The 24,577-nt window shown below is 67.9% G+C and carries 24 protein-coding genes and 1 pseudogene; 3 read left to right on the plus strand and 22 right to left on the minus strand.

Translation table 11 applies throughout. The annotated features are described in order from the left end of the window. Positions 1–375: 375 nt before the first annotated feature. Positions 376–1,677, minus strand: coding sequence for a tyrosine--tRNA ligase (tyrS, locus tag E3T19_RS11805; protein WP_134408900.1), 1,302 nt, complete (start codon positions 1,675–1,677; stop codon positions 376–378). Positions 1,678–1,818: 141 nt separating this feature from the next. Between tyrS and E3T19_RS11810 the strand changes: the two genes are divergently transcribed. Both E3T19_RS11810 and E3T19_RS11815 read left to right on the plus strand, forming a co-directional pair. Further along, positions 1,819–2,517, plus strand: coding sequence for a DNA-binding protein (locus E3T19_RS11810; RefSeq protein WP_198418789.1), 699 nt, complete (start codon positions 1,819–1,821; stop codon positions 2,515–2,517). Beyond that, a complete protein-coding gene (locus tag E3T19_RS11815; protein WP_088455758.1) occupies positions 2,514–3,137 on the plus strand; it encodes a hypothetical protein in 624 nt (207 codons plus the stop codon). The genes E3T19_RS11810 and E3T19_RS11815 overlap by 4 nt, the downstream gene beginning before the upstream one ends. A gap of 85 nt (positions 3,138–3,222) precedes the next feature. Here E3T19_RS11815 and E3T19_RS11820 read toward each other — a convergent pair whose 3' ends face one another. The 19 genes from E3T19_RS11820 to infC form a co-directional block, all read right to left on the minus strand. Continuing rightward, positions 3,223–3,663: an OsmC family peroxiredoxin gene (locus tag E3T19_RS11820; protein ID WP_088455757.1), complete on the minus strand. Its 441-nt coding sequence runs from the start codon at positions 3,661–3,663 to the stop codon at positions 3,223–3,225. Positions 3,664–3,727: 64 nt separating this feature from the next. Further along, positions 3,728–4,321 (minus strand): DNA-3-methyladenine glycosylase, encoded by a 594-nt coding sequence (locus tag E3T19_RS11825; RefSeq protein WP_134408901.1) that lies wholly within the window; start codon positions 4,319–4,321, stop codon positions 3,728–3,730. Between the two features lie 43 nt (positions 4,322–4,364). Next, a complete protein-coding gene (gene argH / locus E3T19_RS11830; RefSeq protein WP_134408902.1) occupies positions 4,365–5,801 on the minus strand; it encodes an argininosuccinate lyase in 1,437 nt (478 codons plus the stop codon). A gap of 8 nt (positions 5,802–5,809) precedes the next feature. Beyond that, entirely contained in the window at positions 5,810–7,009 is a 1,200-nt protein-coding gene (locus E3T19_RS11835) for an argininosuccinate synthase (protein WP_088455754.1), read from the minus strand. Between the two features lie 60 nt (positions 7,010–7,069). Continuing rightward, positions 7,070–7,999: an ornithine carbamoyltransferase gene (gene argF, locus E3T19_RS11840; RefSeq protein WP_103459411.1), complete on the minus strand. Its 930-nt coding sequence runs from the start codon at positions 7,997–7,999 to the stop codon at positions 7,070–7,072. Between the two features lie 63 nt (positions 8,000–8,062). Next, complete coding sequence (locus tag E3T19_RS11845) at positions 8,063–9,268, minus strand: acetylornithine transaminase (protein ID WP_134408903.1); 1,206 nt, start codon at positions 9,266–9,268, stop codon at positions 8,063–8,065. Then, on the minus strand, positions 9,265–10,203 hold the full coding sequence (gene argB / locus E3T19_RS11850) for an acetylglutamate kinase (protein ID WP_088457930.1): 939 nt from the start codon (positions 10,201–10,203) through the stop codon (positions 9,265–9,267). Before argB ends, E3T19_RS11845 begins: the two co-directional genes overlap by 4 nt. Before the next feature lie 14 nt (positions 10,204–10,217). Continuing rightward, positions 10,218–11,399 (minus strand): bifunctional glutamate N-acetyltransferase/amino-acid acetyltransferase ArgJ, encoded by a 1,182-nt coding sequence (gene argJ / locus E3T19_RS11855; protein ID WP_134408904.1) that lies wholly within the window; start codon positions 11,397–11,399, stop codon positions 10,218–10,220. After that, positions 11,396–12,439 carry an N-acetyl-gamma-glutamyl-phosphate reductase gene (gene argC, locus E3T19_RS11860; RefSeq protein WP_134408905.1) on the minus strand — a complete coding sequence of 348 codons (1,044 nt, stop codon included), beginning with the start codon at positions 12,437–12,439 and terminating at the stop codon, positions 11,396–11,398. Before argC ends, argJ begins: the two co-directional genes overlap by 4 nt. Before the next feature lie 468 nt (positions 12,440–12,907). Continuing rightward, positions 12,908–15,442 carry a phenylalanine--tRNA ligase subunit beta gene (gene pheT / locus E3T19_RS11865; protein WP_134408906.1) on the minus strand — a complete coding sequence of 845 codons (2,535 nt, stop codon included), beginning with the start codon at positions 15,440–15,442 and terminating at the stop codon, positions 12,908–12,910. Further along, positions 15,442–16,482 carry a phenylalanine--tRNA ligase subunit alpha gene (pheS, locus tag E3T19_RS11870; protein ID WP_088455748.1) on the minus strand — a complete coding sequence of 347 codons (1,041 nt, stop codon included), beginning with the start codon at positions 16,480–16,482 and terminating at the stop codon, positions 15,442–15,444. Before pheS ends, pheT begins: the two co-directional genes overlap by 1 nt. A 59-nt stretch (positions 16,483–16,541) precedes the next feature. Then, positions 16,542–17,465 carry an amino acid ABC transporter permease gene (locus E3T19_RS11875; RefSeq protein ID WP_103480082.1) on the minus strand — a complete coding sequence of 308 codons (924 nt, stop codon included), beginning with the start codon at positions 17,463–17,465 and terminating at the stop codon, positions 16,542–16,544. Then, positions 17,462–18,109 carry an amino acid ABC transporter permease gene (locus E3T19_RS11880; protein WP_088455746.1) on the minus strand — a complete coding sequence of 216 codons (648 nt, stop codon included), beginning with the start codon at positions 18,107–18,109 and terminating at the stop codon, positions 17,462–17,464. The genes E3T19_RS11875 and E3T19_RS11880 overlap by 4 nt, the downstream gene beginning before the upstream one ends. 113 nt (positions 18,110–18,222) lie before the next feature. Further along, positions 18,223–19,071 (minus strand): glutamate ABC transporter substrate-binding protein, encoded by an 849-nt coding sequence (locus tag E3T19_RS11885; RefSeq protein WP_241980196.1) that lies wholly within the window; start codon positions 19,069–19,071, stop codon positions 18,223–18,225. Between the two features lie 57 nt (positions 19,072–19,128). Continuing rightward, complete coding sequence (locus tag E3T19_RS11890) at positions 19,129–19,857, minus strand: amino acid ABC transporter ATP-binding protein (protein WP_174776253.1); 729 nt, start codon at positions 19,855–19,857, stop codon at positions 19,129–19,131. Positions 19,858–20,017: 160 nt separating this feature from the next. Continuing rightward, positions 20,018–20,818: an RNA methyltransferase gene (locus tag E3T19_RS11895; RefSeq protein ID WP_088455743.1), complete on the minus strand. Its 801-nt coding sequence runs from the start codon at positions 20,816–20,818 to the stop codon at positions 20,018–20,020. 107 nt (positions 20,819–20,925) lie between these two features. Further along, a complete protein-coding gene (rplT, locus tag E3T19_RS11900; RefSeq protein WP_088455742.1) occupies positions 20,926–21,312 on the minus strand; it encodes a 50S ribosomal protein L20 in 387 nt (128 codons plus the stop codon). 27 nt (positions 21,313–21,339) lie between these two features. Then, positions 21,340–21,534 carry a 50S ribosomal protein L35 gene (gene rpmI / locus E3T19_RS11905; protein ID WP_066594389.1) on the minus strand — a complete coding sequence of 65 codons (195 nt, stop codon included), beginning with the start codon at positions 21,532–21,534 and terminating at the stop codon, positions 21,340–21,342. Continuing rightward, a complete protein-coding gene (gene infC, locus E3T19_RS11910; protein WP_084020755.1) occupies positions 21,527–22,111 on the minus strand; it encodes a translation initiation factor IF-3 in 585 nt (194 codons plus the stop codon). The genes rpmI and infC overlap by 8 nt, the downstream gene beginning before the upstream one ends. A 294-nt stretch (positions 22,112–22,405) precedes the next feature. On the opposite strand from infC, the gene E3T19_RS11915 reads away from it, so the two are divergent. Beyond that, positions 22,406–22,756, plus strand: coding sequence for a DUF1844 domain-containing protein (locus E3T19_RS11915; RefSeq protein WP_103429550.1), 351 nt, complete (start codon positions 22,406–22,408; stop codon positions 22,754–22,756). Positions 22,757–22,837: 81 nt separating this feature from the next. Here E3T19_RS11915 and E3T19_RS11920 read toward each other — a convergent pair whose 3' ends face one another. Both E3T19_RS11920 and E3T19_RS19035 read right to left on the minus strand, forming a co-directional pair. Next, the gene (locus tag E3T19_RS11920; RefSeq protein WP_134408907.1) at positions 22,838–23,677 is read right to left on the minus strand and encodes a DNA-formamidopyrimidine glycosylase family protein; all 840 of its coding nucleotides are present in this window, start codon (positions 23,675–23,677) and stop codon (positions 22,838–22,840) included. After that, a pseudogene (locus E3T19_RS19035) lies at positions 23,670–24,577 on the minus strand (ATP-dependent helicase); the annotation flags it as partial. The gene E3T19_RS11920 and the pseudogene E3T19_RS19035, both read right to left, overlap by 8 nt.

Here is a 24,577-nt window from a genome sequence, read left to right on the forward strand (position 1 = left end):
ATCTCTTTCGCGGTATCCCCTAGAAAGGGACCCTACGACCGAGGTTTTTGGCATTTGACATTGTGCACGCTGTTGAGTTCTCAAGGATCGGACGCACCCAGCCGCCGGTCAATTGACCTTTGCACTGAGGCACTTCGATGTTGTTCTGTTTCCGTCAAGTCCGGCAGTTCGAATGAATTCGCTGCCAACACTTGGAAGTGGTCCCGCTTGAGGCCGGGAAGCTCTTCGGCTTTCCGCACCTGTGGGGTGACAAGAGATGACATTACGCGGGTTCCGAATGCCCCGCAATCCCGGGAGCATCCCGGGCGTGTCGCAGATAGACACCCGCCCGCAATGCGCCCGTAACCTGCCGGTCACACAGCGAGCGGGCGGGGCCTATTCGACGAAAACGCCGGCGAGGGTCTTCTTGCCACGACGGAGCACAGCCACTCCCCCGGGCAGGACCGATCCTTCAACGGTGGCCGTCTCATCGGTGACCTTCACGTTGTTCAGGTAAACGCCGCCCTGGCCGATCGCGCGGCGGGCTTCACCCAGGCTCTTGGTCAGTCCGGTGTCCACGAGTAGCTGCATTACCTGCGCCTGCGGGAACGTCGTGGTGTTCGGCAGCGCCCGAAGCGCCGACTCGAGGGTTTCGGCATCAAGATCGGCGAGCTCGCCCTGACCGAAGAGGGCCTGCGTGGCCCGAATGGCCGCATCCGTCGCCGAGACACCGTGCACCAGGCTGGTCACCTCGTAGGCGAGGGTGCGCTGGGCTTCGCGCTTGAACGGCTCGGTGTCCACCAGCTCCTCGAGCGCATCGATCTGCACGCGAGTGAGGAACGTGAAGATCTTGAGCCGGGCGATGACGTCGGCGTCGTCGGTGTTCAGCCAGAACTGGTACATCGCGTACGGGCTCGTGAGAGTGGGATCCAGCCATACCGCGTTCCCCTCGCTCTTGCCGAACTTGGTTCCGTCGGTGTTCGTGATCAGCGGGGTGCCGATCGCGTGCACGCTCGTGCCCTCCGCGCGGTGGATGAGGTCGGTGCCGCTGGTGAGGTTGCCCCACTGGTCGCTGCCCCCGGTCTGCAGCACACAGCCGTGGCTGCGGTAGAGCTCGAGGAAGTCCATGCCCTGCAGCACCTGGTAGCTGAACTCGGCGTAGCTGATGCCCGCGTCGGAATTGAGCCGTGCGCTCACCGCATCCTTCTTGAGCATGGTGCCCACCCGGTAGTACTTGCCGATGTCGCGCAGGAAGTCGATCGCCGACAGCGGCGCCGTCCAGTCGAGGTTGTTCACCAGGGTGACGGCGTTGTCGCCCTCGGCGCTGAGGAAGCGGGTGACCTGAGCCTGCAGGTAGCCGACCCACTCGTTGACGACCTCCGGAGTGTTCAGCGTGCGCTCCGCCGTGGGGCGCGGGTCGCCGATGAGCCCGGTGGACCCGCCGACGAGGCCGAGCGGCCGGTGGCCGGCTAGCTGCAGCCGACGCATCAGCAGGAGTTGAACCAGGTTGCCGAGGTGCAGGCTGGCCGCGGTGGGGTCGAAGCCGCAGTAGTACGTGATCGGGTCTCCGGCGAGCAGGGCGCGCAGCGCCGACTCATCGGTGGAAACGTGGACCAGGCCACGCCAGGAGATTTCCTCCCAGACGTCGGCGAAGGTGGGATCGTTGGCTTGCTGAGCAAGGATGCTGGGGTCTGACACGAAGCCAGATTACCAGCGCAGGCGGCCGGGTTCTCGGGATTCAGCCTCCGACACGGGCCGGATATCAAGCCCTGAAGCTAAATACAGCTGGATTAATGCTTGAAGCTTGATTAGGCTGTGATTAGGACGGAGGCTTAACCCATGTTTGTGATTACCGCCGATCAAATCGACAGCCGCCATGATCGTGATCGCGCCAGCGACATGATCGCCGAGTTGGTGCAGCGCCACGCCGAGGCTTTCACGCTGCCCCCCGACCAGACCTCCGGCGACGAGATCCAGCTCCTCGTCGGCACGGCCGCCGACGCGTTCGCTATTGTGCTCGATCTGCACCGCACCGGATTCTGGAGCGTCGGGGTGGGCGTCGGCCCGGTGCGTACCCCGCTGCCGGCCACCACCCGGCAGGCCACGGGTGACGCGTTCATCGCCGCCAGGGCCGCGGTGACCCGGGCCAAACGGGCCGAGGCCCGCTTCGCGCTGGACACCCCGCCCGCCGCGGACCGGCCCGGAACTTCGACAGCCACGGAAGTGGAGGCACTCGTGACGATGCTGCTCCTGCTGCGCCAGCGCCGCAGCGGTGAGGGGTGGGAGGCGGTGGACCTGCTCGAGAACGGGCTCGCGCAGACCGACATCGCCCGCAGGCTCGGCATCTCCACGGCCGCGGTGAGCCAGCGGGTGAAAAGCGCGCAGTGGAAGGTGGAGCGCGCCGCGCACCGGGCACTGGTTAGGCTGCTAGACAATCTTGATAGTGCCACCCTCACCAGTGACACCGTCGACAACGACACCCACGACAGCGACACCCAAGACAGCGACACCAGCGAAATGGATGGCCTCCGCCGATGAATGCCCTGACTTCCCTCGACGTCGTGCAGTACCTGTACTGGGTGCTCCTGCTCCTGGTCACAATGGCCTCGTTGATCCTGGCCGTCCTCGCCTTCCGGCTGGGTAAGCAGCCGTTCGCGATCGCGTCGGCCGGGGCGTTGGGCGGGGCCCTGCTGCTCGCCGCCCTCCCCCTCGGGGAGGCGCCGGTGGTCTTCGGGGTGGTCATCGGCCTGGCCGCGCTGGCGTTGGCCGTGATCGGCGGCGGTCCGGCCGCCGTACTGGCCCTGCAGCTGGCCACGAAGAACTCGGTGGCGCCCGGCAGCCACGGCGGCATCCTCGTCGGCACCGAGTCCTCCCCCGCCGCCGACACGGCATCCGTCGGCGATGCGGTCCCGTCGACTGCGGTGCACGAGGTGCTGCGCGGCGGTCTCACCATCGGCATCCTGGAGCGTTTGGCCGTCGCCGGCGCCATCCTGGCGGGCTTTCCCGAGGCCCTCGCCGTTGTCGTCGCGATCAAGGGCGTCGGCCGTTTCACCGAGCTGGCATCCTCTGAGGCGCGCGAACGGTTCATCATCGGCACCTTCGCCAGCCTCATCTGGGCGTGCGCCTGCGCCATCCTTGTGAGCCTCGCGCAGTCCTGACGCCGGCTGCGGCCGCCCGCACACATGAATACAAGCCCGGCCCGCAGGATCATCCTGCGGGCCGGGCTTGTTGGTTGCGGGGTGCTTAGTCTTCGAGCACCGCGTCGAGGGTGATCTCCACGCCGGTGAGCGCTTTGCTGACCGGGCAGTTCTCCTTCGCGGCCTGCGCCGCGGCGAGGAAGGTCTCACTGTCGATGCCGGAAACCTCACCGGAGACGGTGAGGTGGATGCCGGTGAGGCGAAAGCCACCGGCGGGGTCGGCACCGAGGGTGACATCCGCGGAGACGTCCAGGGCCTCGATGGTTCCGCCACTGGCGGCCAGTTCGGCGGAGAGCTGCATGGAGTAGCAGGCGGAGTGGGCGGCGCCGAGCAGTTCCTCAGGGCTGGTGATCCCATTGGCGTCGTCAGCGGCGCGCCGGGGGAACGACACGTCGTGGGTGCCGAGCTGCGAGCTCGTCAGTTCGACCTGGCCTGCGCCGTCGTCGAGAGTTCCGGTCCAGGCTGTGCGGGCGGTACGTGTGGGCATTGATGCTTCCTTCTGTGTCGCTTTTCTGGGGATAGCCAGAGTAACTGGCCGGTAGGTATGAGAATCATTGGAGTGCGTGCGGATGCCGTCGGTACGCGGACACCGTCCGGTCCCCCGGAATCCAGAACCGCCAGGCGTACTCGGTGCCGCCGCCGGGGCCGCTCACTCCGGTCCGCGGGCCGGTCTGCATCGCCGGAGCCGCCTCGGCCAGGCTCAGCTCGAACGGTTCGGCGCCGAGGTCGGCACCGTCCTGGTGCAGCCCGATACCCAGCGCCTGGGTGAGGCGGGCCGGGCCGCGCGCCAGGTCCCGCACAGCCACCGTCGGACCGCGACGGGCGCGAGCCGACTCGTGGCCCGCCACGATCTCGCCAGCCCGCAGCAGCACCGCCGACGCCTCGCCCTCGGGAGAGCAGACGATGTTGGCGCACACGTGCATGCCGTAGCTGAAGTACGCGTACAGGTGACCCGGCGGCCCGAACATGGTGGTGTTTCGATCGGTGCGCCGACGGAAGGCGTGCGAGCCGGGGTCCGTTCCGGCCAGGTACGCCTCCACCTCGGTGATGCGCAGCACGGTGTCGCCGTGCCGGAGCAGGCCGCCCAGCAGCAGCGGAGCCACGTCGACCGCGCCCCGGGCGAACAGGTCAGGGTCGACGGTCATCCGCAGCGTTTTCGTCGGGGCGTGCCGGTGCTCAGCGGTACGCTCAGCGAGCCAACGCCGTGGCCAGGGAATGCACCCGGGCCACCAGGGCGGCGCGCTGCTCGGCGACGCGCACGGGCGCGGTGCCGGCCTGGCCGTCACGGCGGTTGACCGAGCCCTGGATGGTGAGCACCTCGCGCACCTCGGGAACGAGGTACGGCGAGATCTCCGCGAGTCCGGCGTCGTCGATCTCGTGCAGGTCGAGGCCCTGGGCCTCGGCGACCTTCACCAGGGTGCCGGTGATCTCGTGCGCGTCCCGGAAGCTGACGTGCCGTTTCACCAGCCACTCCGCAACATCCGTGGCCAGCGAGAAGCCCTGCGGCGCCAACTCGGCCATGCGCTCGGTGTGGAAGGTAATCGTGGCGATCATGCCCGTGAACGCGGGCAGGAGCACCTCGAGGGTTTCGATGGAATCGAAAACCGGCTCCTTGTCCTCCTGCAGGTCGCGGTTGTACGCCAGCGGCAGGCCCTTGAGGGTGGTGAGCAGCCCGGTGAGGTTGCCGATCAGCCGACCGGACTTGCCGCGCGCGAGCTCGGCGATGTCGGGGTTCTTCTTCTGCGGCATGATCGACGACCCCGTGGAATACGAGTCGTGCAGGGTGACGAAACCGAACTCGCGGGTGTTCCAGAGGATGATCTCCTCGGCCAGGCGGGACAGGTCGATGCCGATCTGCGCCGTGATGTAGGCGAATTCGGCCACCAGGTCGCGGCTGGCGGTGCCGTCGATGGAGTTCTCCACGACGGCGCCGAACCCGAGTTCGGTGGCGATGAGGGTCGCGTCGAGGCCGAGGGTGTTGCCGGCCAGTGCGCCGGAGCCGTACGGGGAGAAATTCGCCCGCTTGTTCCAGTCGGTGAACCGTTCGAGGTCGCGCACCAGCGGCCAGCAGTGCGCGAAGAGGTGGTGGGCCAGCAGCACCGGCTGCGCGTGCTGCAGGTGGGTGCGGCCGGGCATGATGGCGGTCTCGTTCGCCTCGGCCTGCGCGGCGAGGGCGTCGATGAGGTCAACGACGAGCCGGGCGATGACGGCGGCGTGGTCGCGCAGCAGCATCCGCACCAGGGTGGCGACCTGGTCGTTGCGGCTGCGGCCGGCGCGCAGCTTGCCGCCGAGTTCGGTGCCGACGATGTCGATCAGCCCGCGCTCCAGCGCCGAGTGCACGTCTTCGTCGGTCGCGGCCGGCTGGAACCGGCCATCGTTGACGGCCTCATCGAGGGTGTCCAGGCCGGCGAGCATGCCGGCCAGTTCGTCCTCGGTGAGGTAGCCGGCAGCGGCCAGGGCACGCGCGTGGGCGCGCGACCCGCGGATGTCGTACCCGGCCAGCTGCCAGTCGAAATGGGTGGATTTGCTGAGGCGCGCCAACTCCGGCGACGGTCCGCCGGCGAAGCGGCCGCCCCAGAGGGCGCCCGCCTCACCCGCGCGGTTGATGCTCGTGTCGCCGGTCATGCCGGGACCTACTTCGCGGCCTGGTCGCGGCGGGCCGCGATCTTGCTCGGCAGGCTCCACAGCTCGATGAAGCCCTTGGCCATCGACTGGTCGAACGAGTCGCCGGTGTCGTAGGTGGCCAGGTCGAAGTCGTACAGGCTCTGCTTGCTCTGACGCCCGGTGACGACAGCGGTGCCGGCGTGCAGCGTCATCCGGATGTCGCCGGAGACGTACTTCTGGGTGTCGTCGATGAAGGCGTCCAGCGACTTCTTCAGGCCGGAGAACCAGAGGCCGTCGTAGACGAGCTCGCTCCACTTGGCTTCGACGCCGCGCTTGTAGCGGGCGACGTCGCGCTCGACGGTGACGTTCTCGAGCTCTTCGTGGGCCGTGATCAGGGCGATTCCGGCCGGGGACTCGTAGACCTCGCGGCTCTTGATGCCCACGAGACGGTCTTCGACGATGTCGATGCGGCCGACACCCTGGTCGCCGGCGAGCTTGTTCAGCAGCACAACGGCCTCGAGCGGGGTGACCGGCTTGCCGTCAACGGCAACGGGAACACCCTGGTCGAAGGTGATGATGACCTCGGTGGCCTCGCGCGGGATGGACGGGTCCTGCGTGTAGGTGTAGAGGTCCTCGATCGGCGCGTTCCACGGGTCTTCCAGGAAGCCGGTCTCGACGGCGCGACCCCAGACGTTCTGGTCGATGGAGTACGGGCTCTTCTTCGACTGCGCGATCGGCAGGTTGTGCAGCGCGGCGTACTCGATGGCTTTGTCGCGGGTCAGCGCGAAGTCGCGCACCGGAGCGAGCGAGGTGAGCTCGGGGGCCAGGGCCGTGACGGCGGCTTCGAAGCGCACCTGGTCGTTGCCCTTGCCGGTGCAGCCGTGCGCGACACTGTCGGCGCCGAGGGCGCGGGCGGTGGCGGCGAGGTGCTTGGCGATCAGCGGGCGGCTGATCGCGGAGACCAGCGGGTACCGCTTCTGGTACAGCGCATTGGCCTTGAGCGCCGGGACGATGTAGTCGTTGGCGAATTCGTCCTTGGCGTCGACGACGATCGACTCCACGGCGCCGCAGTCGAGGGCGCGCTGTCGGATGACATCCATGTCCTCGCCCTCTTGTCCGACGTCGACAGCCAGTGCGACGACCTCTTTGCCGGTGGCGTCCTTCAGCCAGCCGATGCCCACCGAGGTGTCAAGGCCCCCGGAATATGCCAGTACAACCCGCTCAGCCATGGTTCTCCTTCATAAGTTTTGCGTGATTCAAGTTTATTGGTGGTGCGTGCGAGCCGGCGGTTAGCGCGCGTTGTGCGCGAGCAGCCAGACGAGCAGCGCCTTCTGGGCGTGCAGGCGGTTTTCCGCCTCGTCCCAGATGATGCTCTGCGGACCGTCGATGACGTCGGCCGTGACTTCGTAACCACGGTCGGCCGGCAGGCAGTGCATGAAGTGCGCGTCGGGTTTGGCCAGGGCCATGAGGTCGGCGTCGACGCGGTAGCTGCCGAGCGAGCCGAGCCGGATGGCCTTTTCCTCTTCCTTGCCCATCGACACCCAGGTGTCGGTGATGACGACATCAACGCCGGCAACGGCCGCGGCCGGGTCGGTGAACAGTGCCACGGAACCGCCGGTCTGGGCGGCGATGGCCTCCGCGTCGGCGACGACCTGCGGGTGGGGTGTGTACCCGGCCGGCGAGGCGATGCGCACGTGCATGCCGGCAGTCGCCCCGGCGAGCAGGTAGGACTGCGCCATGTTGCACGCGCCGTCACCGAGGAAGGTCAGGGTCTGACCGGCGAGGTCGCCGCGGTGCTCCCGGATGGTGAGCAGGTCCGCGAGCAACTGGCAGGGGTGGAAGTCGTCGGAGAGCGCATTGACCACGGGCACCGTGGTGTTCAGGGCCATCTCTTCAAGTCCGGCCTGGCCGTAGGTGCGCCACACGATCGCGGCGACCTGACGCTCGAGCACCCGGGCAGTGTCAGCGGCGGTTTCCTTGCCGCCGAGCTGGCTGCTCGCGGTGCTGATGATCAACGGGCTGCCGCCGAGGTCGGCGATGCCGACGGCGAACGAGACCCGGGTGCGGGTGGAGGACTTGTCGAAGATCACGGCGACAGTTTTCGGTCCGGCCAGCGGCTGGACCGAGAATCGGTCTCGCTTCAGTTCCAGGGCCAGATCGAGGATCTCGGCCTGTTCGGCCGGAGAAATGTCGTCGTCGCGCAAGAAATGGCGGGTCACGGGGTCACTTTCGCTGAATTCTGAGGTGTAATGCGGGATTCCTCCACCTTATCTCGTGGCGGGTTACCTAGTGGCGGGCACGAGACCCGAACTGGTCACACGGGCCAGGGCCGCCCGAAAACGCTCGTCGAAGTCGGCCAGCTCGGCATCACCGACGATCAGTGGCGGTGCGATCCGGATGCTGAATTCGTTCGCGGCGTTCACGATCAGGCCTTCAACCAGCGCGGCGGCGGCCAACTTGAGGGCCACCGGTTCGCTCAGTCCGATGCCCAGCAGCAGCCCGCGGCCACGCACTTCACTGATCAGGGGCGAATCCATGCCGACGATGAGCTCACGGATCTCCTCGCCGCGACGGGCGGCGTTGCCGACGAGGTCGTCGCGTTCGATGACGCCCAACACCGCATTGGAGGTGGCCGTGACGAACGGGTTGCCGCCGAAGGTGGAGCCGTGCTGGCCGCGGAGGAACAGGTCGCTGGTGTCGCCGAAGGTGACGAGCGCTCCGATCGGCACTCCCCCGCCGATGCCCTTGGCGACCGTGACGGCATCCGGCATCACGTTGGAGTGTTCGTAGGCGAACCACTTGCCCGTGCGGCCGGCGCCGGTCTGCACCTCGTCGATGATGAGCAGCACGCCGTGCTGGGTGCAGAGCTCGCGGGCACGGCGCAGGTAGCCCTCCGGCAGGTCGATGACGCCGGCCTCACCCTTGACGGGTTCGAGGAACAGTGCGGCGACGGTGGCGTCCAGTTCACGCTCGAGGGCGGCGATGCTGGTCTCGATGTGCTGCACGCCACCGGGAACGGGTTCGAACGGGGCGCGCATCAGCGGCTTGCCGGTGAGGGCGAGCGCGCCCATGGTGCGGCCGTGGAACGAGTCGTTCAGCGCGAGGATCCGGCTGCGGCGACCGCCGGCGGTGTTCAGCCTGGCGAGCTTGAACGCGGCCTCATTGGCCTCGGCGCCGGAATTGCAGAAGTAGACCCGGCCGGCGTCGCCCGCACCGGTGAGGCGTTTGAGCCGTTCGGCCAGCTCGATCTGCGACGGCGAGGCGAAGTAGTTGGAGATGTGCGCGAGGGTGCCGATCTGCTGCTGGGCGGCGGCGACCATGTCGGGGTGGGCGTGGCCGAGGGAGTTGACGGCGATGCCGGCCAGGAAGTCGAGGTATTTGGTGCCGTTCTCGTCCCAGACGTAGCAGCCCTCACCGCGCACCAGCACGGCCAGCGGGGGCGACAGGGTTTTCATCATTGCGTCTGCGTAGCGTTCGTGCAGGGTCATGCGGGAACCACCTCAGTACCGATGCCGCTTCCGGTGAAGATTTCGACCAGGATCGAGTGCGGCACTCGACCATCGATGATCGCCGCTTTGGCGACGCCGCCCTCGACGGCGTCCAGGCAGGCCGTCATCTTGGGGATCATTCCCGATTCGAGATCGGGAAGCAGGGTGCGGAGCGCATCGACGTCGATGACCGACACGAGAGAGTCGCGGTTGGGCCAGTCGCTGTACAGGCCGGCCACGTCGGTGAGGATCACGAGCTTGGCGGCGTTCAAAGACACGGCGAGGGCCGCGGCGGCGGCATCCGCGTTGACGTTGAGCGACTGGCCCGGCACCTCGACGTCCGGCGCGATCGACGAGACCACCGGAATCCGGCCGGCGCTCAGCTGCGCGTGCACGGCCTCGGGATCCACGCCGATCACGTCACCGACCAGGCCGAGGTCCACCTCTTCGCCGTCGATGACGACACCGCGGCGGCGTCCGCGGAACAGGCCGGCGTCTTCGCCGCTGAGGCCGGCGGCGAGGGGGCCGTGCGCGTTGATGTGGCTGACCAGGTCGCGGTTGATCTGTCCGGTGAGCACCATCCGCACCACGTCCATGGCCTCGGGGGTGGTGACCCTGTAGCCACCGCGGAATTCACTCTCGATACCGAGGCGGGCGAGCATCGCGGAGATCTGCGGGCCGCCGCCGTGCACCACGACGGGGCGGATGCCCGCGTAGCGGAGGTACACCATGTCCTCGGCGAACGCGCGCTGCAGTTCCTCGCTGACCATGGCGTTGCCGCCGAACTTGACGACGATGATCTGGTCGTGGAACTTCTTCAGCCAGGGCAGGGCCTCGATCAGCGTGGCGGCCTTGACCTTCGCCTCCGCGGGGGTGTTGTCGACGTCGTCGAGGGTGGGAACCTGTGGCGGTGTGGCGGGAGTGGCGGTGCTCATCGGCTCGGTGCTCATCAGCTGGAGTACGCGCTGTTCTCTTCGACGTAGTCGTGGGTGAGGTCGTTGGTCCAGATCGTGGCGCCCGCGGTGCCGGCGTGCAGGTCGATGACCACCGAAACGGCGCGCGGGGTGAGGTCGACCAGCTCGCGCGGCTGGTCCGGCTCGCCCGCCGTACAGACCTGGATGCCGTTGATGGCCACATCGATGCCATACGGGTCGAATGCCGCGTCGGCCTCGGGGATGGTGCCCACCGCGGCGAGCACCCGGCCCCAGTTGGGGTCGTTGCCGTAGATCGCGGCCTTGAACAGATTGCTGCGCGACACGGCGCGGGCCACCGTGACGGCCTCGGTTTCGGACGCGGCGTTACAAACCTCGATGGCCACATCGTGCGAGGCGCCCTCGGCGTCGCCCTGAAGCTGCAGGGTCAGGTCGCGGCACAGGTTGGTGAGCGCGGTGGTGAATTCTTCGGGGTCCGCGTCGACGCCGCTGGCGCCGGAGGCCAGCAGGCTGACGGTGTCGTTGGTGGACATGCAGCCGTCGGAGTCGAGCCTGTCGAAGGTGACCCGGGTGGCTTGCCGCAACGCGGCATCCAGCTGTGCGGAGGACAGGACGGCGTCGGTGGTGATCACGACGAGCATGGTGGCCAGGCCGGGGGCGAGCATCCCGGCGCCCTTGGCCATCCCGCCGATGGTCCAGCCGGCCGGGGACACCTGGGTGGCCTGTTTGGGCCGGGTGTCGGTGGTCATGATCGCCTGCGCGGCGGCGAGGCCGGCGGAGGCAGAGGATGCGGCGGCGTCCTTGAGGGCCACGCCGGCGTCGAAGACGCCCGCGGTGATCTTGCCGAGGTCGAGCTGCTCCCCGATCAGGCCGGTGGAACAGACCAGAACGTCGCCGGAGGAGACCTGGAGCTGTTCGGCGACGGCCTCGGCCGTGGCGTGGGTGGTCTGGAAGCCGATGCTGCCGGTGTAGCAGTTGGCGCCGCCGGAGTTCAGGACGATGGCGCTGACGCGGCCGTCGCTCATCACCTGCTGGCTCCAGATGATCGGGTTGGCCTTGCACCGGTTGCTGGTGAACACCGTCGCGGCGTTGGCGAGCGGGCCGAGGTTGGCGACGATGGCCAGGTCGAGGCCACCGGACTTCTTGAGGCCGGCGGTGACGCCGGCGGCGGCGAATCCGGCGGGGGCGGTGACGCTCACGGGGCAACTCCATTCGTACTGAGGCCGCGGGTTTCGGGCAGCCCCAGGGCAATGTTGGCGGATTGGATGGCGGCGCCGGCGGTGCCCTTGACGAGGTTGTCGACGGCGGTGACCGTGACCACCCGGCCGGCGGCTTCGTCGATCGCGAGGCCGATGAGGGCGGTGTTGGCGCCGAGAACGTCGGCGGTACGCGGGAACTGGCCGGTCGGCAGGACGTGCACGAACGGTTCGTCGGCGTAAAGGGATTCCCAGGCGTGGCGCACGGCGGCGGCGCTGGTGCCAGGTACCAGGCGGGCCGTCGAGGTGGCGAGAATGCCGCGCGACATCGGCACGATCACCGGGGTGAACGACACGGTGGGCCCGGTCGCGCCGGCCCAGCGCAGGCTCTGCTGGATCTCGGGGATGTGCCGGTGGCTGCCGCCGACGGCGTAGGGGTTGGCGGAGCCGAGGATCTCGGCGGCGAGATTGGGCACCTTGAGGCTCTTACCGGCGCCGGAGGGGCCGACGGCGAGCACGGCGACGATGTCGGCCGGTTCGATCACGCCCGCGAGGATGCCGGGGGCCAGGGCGAGGGCGACCGTGCTGGCGTTGCAGCCCGGCGCGGCGATGCGGCGGGCGCCGATCAGCCGGTCACGTTGCCGGCCGCCGGCGACGGGCAGTTCGGGCACACCGTAGGCCCAGGCGCCGAAGTAGTCGCCGCCGTAGAACGCGGCCCAGTCGGCCTCGCTCTCGAGGCGGTGGTCCGCGCCGCAGTCCACCACGAGGGTGTCGGCACTCAGTTGGGCGGTCAGTGCCCCGGATGCGCCGTGCGGGAGGGCGAGGAAGACGACGTCGTGGCCGGCCAGGGTGGTCGCATCCGTGTCGGCCAGCACGAGGTGGGACAGTGAGCGCAGGTGTGGTTGCACGTCGACCAGGCGCTGGCCGGAGTTGCTGTGCGCGGTGACCGTGCGCACCTCGAAATCGGGGTGAGCGGCCAGCAAACGCAGCAGCTCACCGCCCGCATACCCGCTGGCGCCCGCAACCGCTACCGAAAAGACCATGGACCAAACCTACCCGGACGCCAGCACAGCCCGACAATCGCGCATTGCCCGATGAAGCCGTCGCGACACACGCAAGCCCCCGCGGCACGCGCAGGCCCCGGCGGCACGCGGTAGCCCCCACGGCACGCGGTAGCCCCCACGGCACGCGTCGGTCCCGGCGGCACGCGCCAGGCCCCGTGGCACCCGCAACAACACGTGCCGCCGCGCCCAAGACATGCCACGACTCTCAACACGTGCCGCGACCCTGCCCGACCGCGCAAGCTCCCGCGGCGCGCTAACCTCCCGCGGCACGCGTAAGCTCCGGCGGCACGCGCAAGCTCCGGCGGCACGCGCCAGTCCCCACGGCACCCGCAACAACACGTGCCGCCGCGCCCAAGACTTGCCACGATGGTCAACACGTGCCGCGACCCTGCCCGGCCAGGTCAACCCGGTTGGGCGACAGGAGGCCGGGGCAGGGCAAGGCAGAAGTTATTCGCGTAGGTGCGCTCCGTAGCGGGCGGCGGCGAGTTGCACGCCGGCCAGCTTCGCGTCGCTGGCCTCTGCGGCGGTGAGGGTGCGGTCCGGCGCCCGGAACCGCAGCGCGAAGGTGAGCGACTTCTGCCCGGCCTCGATGCCCGTTCCGCGGTAGTCGTCGACCAGCTCGATGCTTTCCAGCAACGTGCCGCTGCCCTCCCGCACGGCCGTGAGCACGTCCCTGGCCGGAACCTGCACACCCACCACGAGCGAGAGGTCCTGGGTGGCGGCGGGCTTGGTGCCGATCACGGTGGCCTGCAGCTCCCCGGTGACCTGGGCGAAGACCGCGGACAGGTTGAGCTCGACGACCGCGACCACGGCGGGCAGGTCGGCGCCGCGGGCCACGGCGGGCAGCAGTTCGCCCGCGAAGCCCACCGACAGCTCGCCGGCATCCGTGGCCACGAACAGCTCGGCGGTGCGGCCGGGGTGCATGGCCTGGTGGGTGCCCTGGCGCACCAGGATCGGCAGGCCGACCGCGAGGCCGATCTGCGCGACGGCGGTGAGGGCGTCCTGCCAGGATGCGGCGATGGGTGCCTGGCCGGGCTGGTGCCGCACGGTGTTGCCGAGCAGCACGATACCGGCGGTGAACGGCTGCGGCGGGATGCCGGCGTTCAGTTTCGCCTCGAGTTCGGCGCTGGGCCGCACCGCGGCCGGCGGCACGATGGTGCTGCCGTAGCTGACGCCCTCGACCGGGCGGAAGACCGAGCCGAGCTCGAAGATCGCCAGGTCGGTCGAGCCGCGGGACAGGTTGCGGTGTGCGATCTGCAGCAGGCCGGGCAGCATCGAGGTGCGCATGAACGGGGCCTCGCCGTCGAGCGGGTTGGCGACCTTGATCTGCGGAACCGTGCTGCTGGCGGGGTCGCCGAACAGGTTGTTCGCCTTCTCGGCGACGAACGGGTAGGCCAGCACCTCGGTGTGTCCGGTGGTGGCGAGCACCGTGGCGACCGAGCGCTTGAGCTGCTGGGTGCGGGTGAGGCCGCGGCCGGGCGGGGCGATGGGCAGCACAGACGGGATGCGGTCGTATCCGACGATGCGGGCGACCTCCTCGGCGAGGGTCCACTTGTCGGTGAGGTCCGGACGCCAACTCGGCGCGGTCACGGCCAGGCCGGTCGCGGTCTCGGTCATCGAGGCGCCGATCTCGGCCAGCGAGGTGCGCACCTCCTCGCGGGTGTACTCCAAGCCGATCAGGCCGGAGACGAAGCCGGTGGGCAGGTCGATCGGGGCACGCTCCGGGGTGGCGTCGTGCAGCGAGCCGAGTCCGTCGGCCACTCCCCCGGCGAGCTCCTCGAGCAGCTGCACCACGCGGGCGGCGGCCACTGCGGCGACCTCGGGGTCGACCCCACGTTCGAACCGGCGGGACGCTTCGCTGGGCAACTTGTGCCGGCGGGCGGTGCGCGCGATCGACACCGGGTCGAAGTTCGCGGCCTCGATGAGCACATTGGTGGTGCCGTCGCCGATCTCGGTTGTCGCTCCGCCCATCACGCCGGCCAGGCCGATGGGGCCGGAACCGTCGGTGATCAGCAGGTCTTCGGGGTTGAGGGTGCGGGTGACGTCGTCGAGGGTGACGAGCTTCTCGCCGGGCTGCGCGCGACGCACGACGAGCCCGCCGGTGAGCTTGTCGAGGTCGTAGCCGTGGATCGGCTGGCCGAGTTCGATCATCACGTAGTTGGTGATGTCCACGATCAGCGAGATCGAGCGGATGCCGGCCAGCTTGAGCCGGGCGATTAGCCAGGCCGGCGACGGCCGGGTGGGGTCGACGCCGCGCACGACGCGGGTGACGAAGACGCTCGCGCCGATGCGGTCGCGGATCGGGGCGGTGTCCTCGATCGAGACCGGGAAGACCTCGGTGGACGCTGTCGCGGTGACGGCCAGGGCCGGGTCGCGGAAGGTCGCTCCGGTGGCGTGCGAGTACTCGCGAGCCACTCCGCGGATCGAGAAGGCGTAGCCGCGGTCGGGGGTGACGTTGATCTCCACGGCGGAGTCGTCCAGGCCCAGCAGGCTGATCGCATCCGTGCCTACCTCGGGGTCGAGCCCGAGGTCGCCGAGCACCAGGATGCCGGCGTGCTCGTCGCCGAGGCCGAGCTCACGGGCCGACGCGATCATGCCGTCGGAGACGTGGCCGTAGGTCTTGCGCGGCGCGATCGGGAACGGGCCGGGCAACACGGCGCCGGGCAGTGTCACGACGACCTTGTCGCCGACGACGAAGTTGTGCGCGCCACAGACGATGCCGTGAATGGCGGGGCCGCCGTCGGCGGCGAGTTCGCCGTCCGCGGCGACGCGCACCTGGCACCAGTTGATGGTCTTGCCGTTGGTCTGCACCTCACCGACGAACTCGAGAACCTGGCCGACCACGATGGGTCCGGTCAGCTCGAAGCGGTGGATATCTTCTTCTTCCAGGCCCACGCTCACCAGGGCGGCGTGCACGGCTTCGGGGGTGGTGCCGGGTTCGAGGTCGACGAATTCGCCGAGCCAGCTCAGGGGAACGCGCATCAGACGGCCATCCCATACTGCTGGCTGAACCGAACGTCGCCTTCGACCATGTCGTGCATATCCTTCACATCGTTGCGGAACATCAGTGCTCGTTCGACGCCGACGCCGAACGCGAATCCGGAGTAGACCTCGGGGTCCAGGCCCGCGGAGCGCAGCACATTGGCGTTGACCATGCCGCAGCCGCCCCACTCGATCCAGCGGGCACCGTCCTTGAAGGTGGGGTGCCAGAGGTCGAGCTCGGCGCTCGGCTCGGTGAACGGGAAGTAGTTGGGGCGCAGGCGCACCTTGGCTTCGTCGCCGAACAGGGCCTTGACGAAGTGGTCGAGGGTGCCGCGCAGGTGCGCCATGGTGAGGCCCTTGTCCACGGCGATGCCCTCGATCTGGTGGAACACCGGAGTGTGGGTCGCGTCGAGCTCGTCGGTGCGGTAGACCCGGCCGGGCGCGATGCGGTACACGGGCGGCTCGGTGCCGAGCAGCGCGCGCAGCTGCACGGGCGAGGTGTGGGTGCGCAGCACCAGGTGCGCCTCGGGCGGGTCGATGAAGAAGGTGTCCTGCATGGCGCGGGCCGGGTGGTCCTCGTCGAAGTTGAGCGCGTCGAAGTTGAACCACTCACTCTCGAGCTCTGGTCCTTCGGCGACCTCCCAGCCCATGCCCACGAACACGTCAGAGACGCGTTCCTGCAGCAGGGTGAGCGGATGGCGCGCGCCGGCCCGCCAAGTGGAGGCGGCGGCGGTGACGTCCACGGCTTCAGCGGCGAGCTGGGCGGTGGCCTCGGCTTCGACGATGGCGGCTTCGCGGGCGCCCAGCGCCTGGTTAACCCGGGCGCGGGCCTGGCCGACGAGCTTCCCGGCGGCGGCCTTCTGGTCGCCGGGCACGCTGCGCATGAGGGCGTTCAGCGCGGCCAGCGGCGAGGCCTCGCCGACGTGCGCCGAGCGCACGGCCTTGAGGGCGACGGAGTCGGTCGCGGCGTCGATGGCCGCGAGGGCGGCGTCGACGGCCGCGGTGACAACGGGTTCGGATATTTCAGTGGGGGCAGACACGAGACCCAAGTTTAGTGCCCGGCCGCGGGTGGGCTGCGGCCGGGCACAACGTGGTCGGGTCAGCGGCCGGAGTCTCCGCCGTCGGCACCGGCACCTACACCGGCACCCGCACTCAGTGAGCTATCGGGAATCGGCTCCGGCGCCATGGGGCCGATCAGTTTGCCTGACTTGGGGCCTGAACGCCGGGCGATGAACCGCGCGAACCACGACAGGGACAGGTTCATGGCCAGGTAGATCACGAGGACTACGAGGAAGAAGGAGAAGAAGTACCGGTTACCGAAGTAGTCCGGCAGGTTGCGCGCGCCGACGCGCAACAGTTCGCTGTAGCCGACGACGAAGGCCAGCGAGGTGTCCTTGAGCAGCACCACGAGCTGCGCGATGATGATCGGCAGCATCTGACGGAATGCCTGCGGGAACTCGATGCGGAACCGGGTCGACAACGGGGTCAGGCCGATGGCGAGGCCGGCTTCGCGTTGACCGCGTGGCAGCGACTGGATGCCCGCTCGGAGCGCCTCACCGATGATTGCGCCGTTGTACAGGCCGAGGGCTGCGACACCGGCCCAGTATTGACCGCTGGAAAAGACCAGCAGGATGAAGAGCATCATCAGCAGGACGGGCATCCCGCGGACGAACTCGAGGATGATCGCAGCCGGGATCGCGATGGCCTTGTGGTCGGCCGCGCGGGCGAAGGAGAACACGACGCCAAGCACCAGTGCGATCACGGCGGCGACGCCGGCCATCCGTAACGTGGCGAGCACGCCCTCGCCGATCGATCGCCACACCTGGACGTCGGTGAAAACGTCCCATCGGGTCGGGTCCCAGAGACCGGGCTGCACGGCGCCGTTGGCGTTGGGCTTGGGGGCGCCGAGGGCGAGCACCAGCAGGGCCAGGCCCGCGAGGATGATCACGATACCGACAACGGAAATGACTCTGGAACGGGCGCGGGCCCTGGGCCCCGGAGCGTCGTACAGGACCGAGGTCATCGCAGCACCGCAACTTTCTTTTCCACCCGGGCGGCGATCTGCCCGAGCGTGATCGTGATGATCAGGTAGAAGAACGCCACGGCGAGCAGGATCGCGATGACGGCGTCGCCGCGGTCGTTCACGACCCGGCGGGCTGCCCCGAAGAGCTCGAAGACGAAGAAGGCGCCGGCGACGGAGGTGTTCTTCGTGAGTGCGATGAGAACGTTGATCAGAGGCGGGATCACCATGCGGATGGCCTGGGGCATGATCACGTACGACAACGACTGTCCGAAGGTGAGGCCGACGCTGCGTGCCGCCTCGGCCTGGCCGACCGGGACCCCGTTAATGCCGGAGCGCAGCGCCTCGGCGATGAACGGCGAGGTATAGACCGTCAGCCCGATCACGGCGAGGGGGAAGTAGCCTGGCGAGAATTGCAGGTACGGCAGCATGAAGGCGCAGAAGAACAGCACGAGGGTGAGCGGGGTGTTCCGCACGATTTCGGTGTAGACGGTTGCAAATCCGCGGAACGATGCGATGGGCGAGATTCGCAGGGCGGCGACGATGGTTCCGAGCACGAGCGCGCCGATGCCGGAGAGAATCAGCAACCCGAGCGTGTTCCGGAAGCCTTCCAGAAAGAGCGGCAGGTTTTCGATGACTGCGTCCATGACTCACCTCCTCTTCTGTGTTGGTCTTCAGTTGGGTCTGGGTGTTTCAAAAGCGGAAAAACTGCCGATCGGGGTGGCCGGTGCGGCCACCCCGATCGGTCGGTGCGGTGGTGCTAGTAGCGGTCGACCGCCGGCGGCTCAGGCGTTTCGAGCACGGAGCCCGCGGTGGCCTCCCAGGCCTCGGCCCAGGTGCCGTCCTCGTAGGCTTCCTCAAGAACGTCGTTGATGAAGTTGCGGAACTCGGTGTCGTCCTTGGCCAGGCCGATGCCGTAGGGCTCCGCGGTGAACGGGTTGCCGACAACCTCGAACTCACCGGCGTTCTGGTCGGCGAGGCCGGCCAGGATCACGTTGTCGGTGGTGACTGCGTCGACCTCGCCGCTGCGCAGCGGGCCGAGGCAGTTGGAGTAGGTGTCGGTCGCGATGACGTTGGTAGTGTACGCGGCGATGTTCTTCTCCGACGTCGAACCGCTCACGGTGCAAACCTTCTTGTCAGCGAGGTCCTCCGGTCCGGCGATGTCAGCTTCGTTACCCGCGAGAACGAGGAGATCCTGTCCAGCCTCGTAGTACGGGCCGGCGAAGGAGACAACTTCCTTGCGCGCGTCGTTGATCGTGTAGGTGGCGACGACCAGGTCGACGTCACCGTTCTGGATGAACGGCTCGCGGTTGGCGGACACGGTCTCGGTCCAGGTGATGCCCGACGCCTCAATGCCGAGCTTCGATGCGATGAGCTTGCCGATTTCGACGTCGAAGCCGACCGGGTCCCCATCCGGGCCCTTGAGGCCGAAGAGCGGCTGGTCGAACTTGGTACCGATGGTGATCTCGCCGGCCTCGTTCAGCGCCGCCATGGTGGTGCCCTCATCGAAGGTCACCTCTTCCACGGGTGCCGCGGACGGCGTGCTTGCGCCCGAATCGGTGCAGCCGCTCAGCGCGAACGCTCCGGCCAGAGCGATGGCTGAGATCATTAGACCCTTGTTGCGTCTCATGGTTTCCTCCTGTGTGCTGTGTGTCTCGCCGACAGATTAGTGGGCAAGTATTTTGGAGAGGAAGTCCTTCGCTCTCGTGCTCTGGGGGTTGGTGAAGAATTTCTCCGGGGTGGTTTCCTCGACGATGTCACCCTCGGCCATGAAGATGACCCGATCGGCGGCCTTCCGGGCGAAGCCCATCTCGTGCGTGACGACGATCATGGTCATGCCCTCATTGGCGAGGTTGACCATCACTTCGAGCACCTCATTGATCATCTCGGGGTCGAGCGCGCTGGTGGGCTCGTCGAGCAGGATCACCTTGGGGTCCATGGCCAGGGCCCGGGCGATGGCCACACGCTGCTGCTGGCCACCGGAAAGCTGGGATGGCATCTTCTTGGCCTGGTTGGCAACCCCGACGCGTTCGAGCAACGCCATGGCCTTCTTCTCGGCGTCCGCCTTGCTCATGCCGCGCACCTTGATGGGGCCGAGCGTCACGTTCTCGAGCACGGTCTTGTGCGCGAAGAGGTTGAACGCCTGGAATACCATGCCCACGTCGGCCCGGAGATGGGCGAGGGCCTTGCCCTCGGCGGGCAGTTCCATGCCGTCGATGGTGATCGAGCCGGAGTCAATGGTCTCGAGCCGGTTGATGGCCCGGCACAGGGTGGACTTGCCCGAGCCGCTGGGACCGATGACCACAACGACCTCGCCTCGGGTGACGGTGGCATTGATGTTCTTCAGAACGTGCAGTTCCCCGTAGTGCTTGTTGACGTCCGTCATGACGACCAGGGGTTCGCCCCGGCGCACGGTGATGTTGGACGTCGCCGGTGATGCGTCTGTTGGCTCCATACCCTCCAACTTAGGCCCGTGCTGCCAGACCGACCACCTTTACCGCAGCTTTAACCCGGTCGGTAACCCAAACGTAATAGACGCCCGACCGGGAAAGATGCTACGGGCGGTGCGAGAACGCGCTTTCGTAGAGACACACCGAAGCGGCCGTCGCCAGGTTCATCGATTCCGCGTGACCGTAGATGGGAACGCTGATCGAACGGTCCGCCATGGCCAGGTCTTCCTCGGTGAGACCGCGGGCCTCATTGCCGAACAACCACGCGGTGGGCCCGGCAAGGAGGCCGCTATTGCGGGCCGCGAGCAGGTCCTCGCCCTTGATGTCGGCGGCGAGGATCTGCATGCCGGCGAACTTCGCCCGCTCACGCACATCGGTGAGAGTGACGCCAACGGCGACGGGCAGGTGGAAGATCGAACCGGTGGAGGAGCGCACCACCTTGGGGTTGTACAGATCCACGCTGCGGCCGGTGAAGATCACGGCGTCGGCGCCCGCCGCATCCGCTGCCCGGATGATGGTGCCGGCGTTGCCGGGATCGCGCACCTCTTCGAGGATGGCGATGAGCTTGGGCTCGTTGGCGAAGATCTTCTTGATCGAGGTGGGGAACTGGTGGCACACCGCGATGAAGCCCTGCGGGGTGACGGTGTCGGCCATCGTCTCGAGCACCTGTTCGGTGACGAATTCCACGTCCACGCCTGCGGCGACCGCGGCATCGCCGATCTCGGTGTAGCGCTCGAGCGCCGTGGGAGTGGCGTACAACTCCACGACGAGTTCGGGGCGGAAGGTGAGGGCTTCGGAGACGGCCTGCGGACCCTCGAGGAGGAACAGTCCCGTCTCGGAGCGAGCGGCTCGGTTCGCAAGTTTCGCGACGGCACGCACGCGAGGAGATCGGGGGTTATCTAGCATGCACTCAGTTTAGGTGCCGGGCACCCCGGCCATCTAATGCGCCGCAGGGTACGCAAAACGGGAGCGACCATCAGTGATGGTCGCTCCCGTGAAACAAGCAGGTGTGACTACTTGGCAACCTTGGCTGCGGAGGTGTCAGCGGGCAGTGCTGCCTTGGCGCTCTCAACGATGGCCGCGAAGGTGGCGGGCTCGGTGACGGCGAGGTCGGCGAGGATGCGACGGTCAACCTGGATGCCGGCCAGGGCGAGGCCCTGGATGAGGCGGTTGTAGGTCAGGCCGTTCGCACGGGACGCAGCGTTGATGCGCTGGATCCACAGGCGACGGAAGTCACCCTTGCGTGCACGACGGTCACGGTAGCTGTAGACGAGGGAGTGAGTGACCTGCTCCTTGGCCTTGCGGTACAGGCGTGAACGCTGACCGCGGTAACCCTGGGCGCGCTCAAGGATTACGCGACGCTTCTTGTGGGCGTTTACGGCCCTCTTTACTCTTGCCATTTTCTAATTCCTTTAGGGGTACGGGGCCTAGTGGCCGAGAAGCTTCTTGATGGCCTTGACGTCGGCCTTGGCGAGAACCTGGTCCTGGTTCAGGCGGGACTTGCGCTGCGTGCTCTTGACCTCGAGGTTGTGGCGAAGTCCGGCCTGCTGCTTCATGATCTTGCCGGAGCCAGTGACCTTGAAACGCTTCTTTGTCCCAGAGTGGGTCTTCTGCTTAGGCATTCTTTTCCTCCTGTTTGGCTGCTTTATCTGCAGCTCTATGTGCATTGGCCTCTGCCTTGGCCTCTGATTTGTTCTTCAGCGGGCCAATCACCATGACCATGTTTCGACCGTCGATGGTCGGGCTCGATTCCACAGAACCGAATTCCGCGACATCCTCGGCAAATCTCTGAAGCAGACGTACACCCTGATCGGGACGGGACTGTTCACGGCCACGGAACAGAATCATGGCCTTGACCTTGTCGCCGGCCTTCAGGAAGCCTTCGGCGCGCTTGCGCTTGGTCTCGTAGTCGTGCTTATCAATCTTGAGACGGAAACGAACCTCTTTGAGGATCGTGTTCGCCTGGTTGCGCCGGGCTTCTTTCGCCTTCTGCGCAGCTTCGTACTTGAACTTGCCGTAATCCATGATCTTCGCGACCGGCGGCTTGGACGTGGGGGCTACTTCGACCAGATCGAGGTCAGCCTCCTGTGCCAGGCGCAGGGCGACATCAATCGCCACGACCCCAACCTGTTCGCCGTTGGGACCAACGAGACGGACTTCGGGGACGCGGATACGGTCATTTGTACGGGGATCGCTGATGCGTCTCTCCTCTACTCAAGCATCGTGGCTACAGCCTGACAACGGATGTCGTCCGGAGACGAAGAGGAGACAATCGCGCGCGCAATTCCTGGGATCTGGAACATTTCCTTGTTCCGTCACTCATCAACCACGTACGGCACCCTATCTACCGTGCAAGCTGGAAACCAGCGAGCGACGGCGGAGTGCAAACAACCCGGTAACCTTTATGAAGCGGTCAAGCGCGGGTGGGAGATTATCCACTTTCGTACCGAGACTTTCATCTCGGAGCCCGGGTAAGCATAGCAGAGGAAACCAGTGAGCGACAATTACGATCAGGACCAGTCCGGCCAGGCCACGAGAGACATCGCGGATGTGGCGGCGGTGGAGATCATCACGACCGCGGCGGTGCACCTGATGAGCGCCTCGGCGGTCAAGGTGGGCCTCGCCGACGACCCCGACACGCAGATCGACCTGGATGAGGCGCGCAAGTTGATCACGGCCCTCGCCGGCCTGATCACGGCATCCGCCCCCGATATCTCGGACATGCACGCGCGGAGCCTGCGCGACGGGCTGCGGTCGTTGCAGCTGGCGTTCCGCGAGGCGTCGAGCATCCCGGACCCCATCGGCCAGGGCCCCGGCGAGAAGTTCACCGGCCCGGTCAACTAGCTCCCTCCCCCGCAACTGTTGCCGAATCGGACATGTGCGTCCGGTGCGCCGGCACAATTGTCCGGACGGGCAACAGTTGGCTCAGGTTTGGCAGCGCGGGCACCAGTAGGTGACCCGCTGTTCGAGTTCGCTGCGGCCCAGCCGGCCACTGCGGATGCTCGTGCCGCATCGTCGGCACGGCTGCCGTTCGCGCCCGTAGACGAAAGTGCGTGCGCCCCGGCGCAGGTTGCCGGTGGTGGTGCGCTCCGAACGGTCCCGGTTGGCCGTGATCAGCCGGTGCGCCAGCGCGACCAGGCCGGCGACATCGGTGACCTCAGCGATCGGCCGGGTGGGCAGCAGCCCGCGCAGGAAACACAGTTCGTTGACGTACACATTCCCGAGCCCGGCGAGGTTGCGCTGGTCGCCGAGGGCGACCGCCACCGGCCGGTCCCCCGCTGCAGTGTCTTCGGCAGTGCTGTCTCCGGCCGTGCTGTCTCCGGCGGCGCTGTCCGCGGCTGCGCGGAGCCGGCGCACGGCCTCCGCGGCGTCCCAGTTCGGGCCGAGCAGGTCGGGACCGAGGTAGCCGAGGTGCTGCTCGTCCTCCGGGGTGGGAAACAGCTCGAGGGTGCCCAGCTCGAATCCCACGGCCACCCAGTCCGCGGTCTCCAGCACGATGCGGGCCTGGAATGCGGGCCGCTGCCATTTGGTGCCGTGCCGGTAGAGGTGCCAGGTGCCCTCCATCTTCAGGTGCGAGTGGATGCTGGTCTCCCCCACGTGCGCCACCAGGTGTTTGCCGCGGCTGATGACCTCGTGCACGGTCTGGCCGGTCAGGTCGACGGTGGCGAAGGCGGGCACCCGGATGTCGCAGTGCGTGAGGGTGGCGCCGTGCAGGGCGTCGTCGAGACTGCGGGCGCTGCGGTAGACGGTGTCACCCTCAGGCACTGAGCCTCAGCCCCCTCGGCGTCTCGGTGAAGCCGGCGGCGCGCAACGCGTCGCCCACGGTGGTGCCGAGCACAAACTCGGCGTTCACGGTTTCCACGGCGAGCTTGGGCACCCGCCCGGCGGTGACGGTCGCGGCCAGCGACCGGGTCGCCGCGAGCACGGTCTCGGATGCCGCCGGTCGTGGGGTGCCCGCTGTGCCCGGTGCCGCGCGGGAGGCAGGTGCCGTCGCCGGAGCCGAACGGGGCGTCGCGGCGGGTGCGGGTGCGTCTTCGGCTGCACCCGCACCGGTCTCGCCGGCCTCTCCGTCAACGGCGGCGGCCGGATCGAACACCAGCATCGACTTGCCGCCGCGCTCCACGTAGAGCACCAGGTGCCCGTCGACGAGTACCACCAGGCCGCCGGCCTTCCGGCCGGGCCGGTGACCGGTGCCCTCGGGCAGGGCCGGCCAGGGCAGCACGGCGCCGTAGGGGTTGGCCGGGTCGGTGGCGGCGAGGGTCACCGCGGCGGAAACCGACCTGTCGCCGCGTTCGGCGCGTTCCCGCTGGTCGACGTAGCCGCGCATCCGGTCGATGGTGCCGGCGGTGGCGAACTGGGAGGCGCCGAGGCCCTCCACGAAGTAGCCCCGGCGGCAGCGGCCCATCTCCTCGAAGCCGCTGAGGGTCTTATAGACCAGGGCGAAGCCGCCGAGCACGTTCTCGCCCATCACGGCGCCGCGGGTGACCACGCCGTAGCGTTCGAGCATGGTCTCGCCCAACGCGTGTGCGCGGCGGGTGGCCGAGGTGTCGGCGACGGGCACGATCGACCAGCGGCCGGAGACCGTGGGCGGGCCCTGCCGGCTGGGCAGGCTGGGCCGGGGCAGGGCGCGGCCGCGGTGCAGCCGGGCGCGCGGTGCGGCCCGGC

The sequence above is a fragment of the Cryobacterium sp. TMT4-31 genome (assembly GCF_004403385.1).
GTDB classification, from domain to species: Bacteria; Actinomycetota; Actinomycetes; order Actinomycetales; family Microbacteriaceae; genus Cryobacterium; species Cryobacterium zongtaii.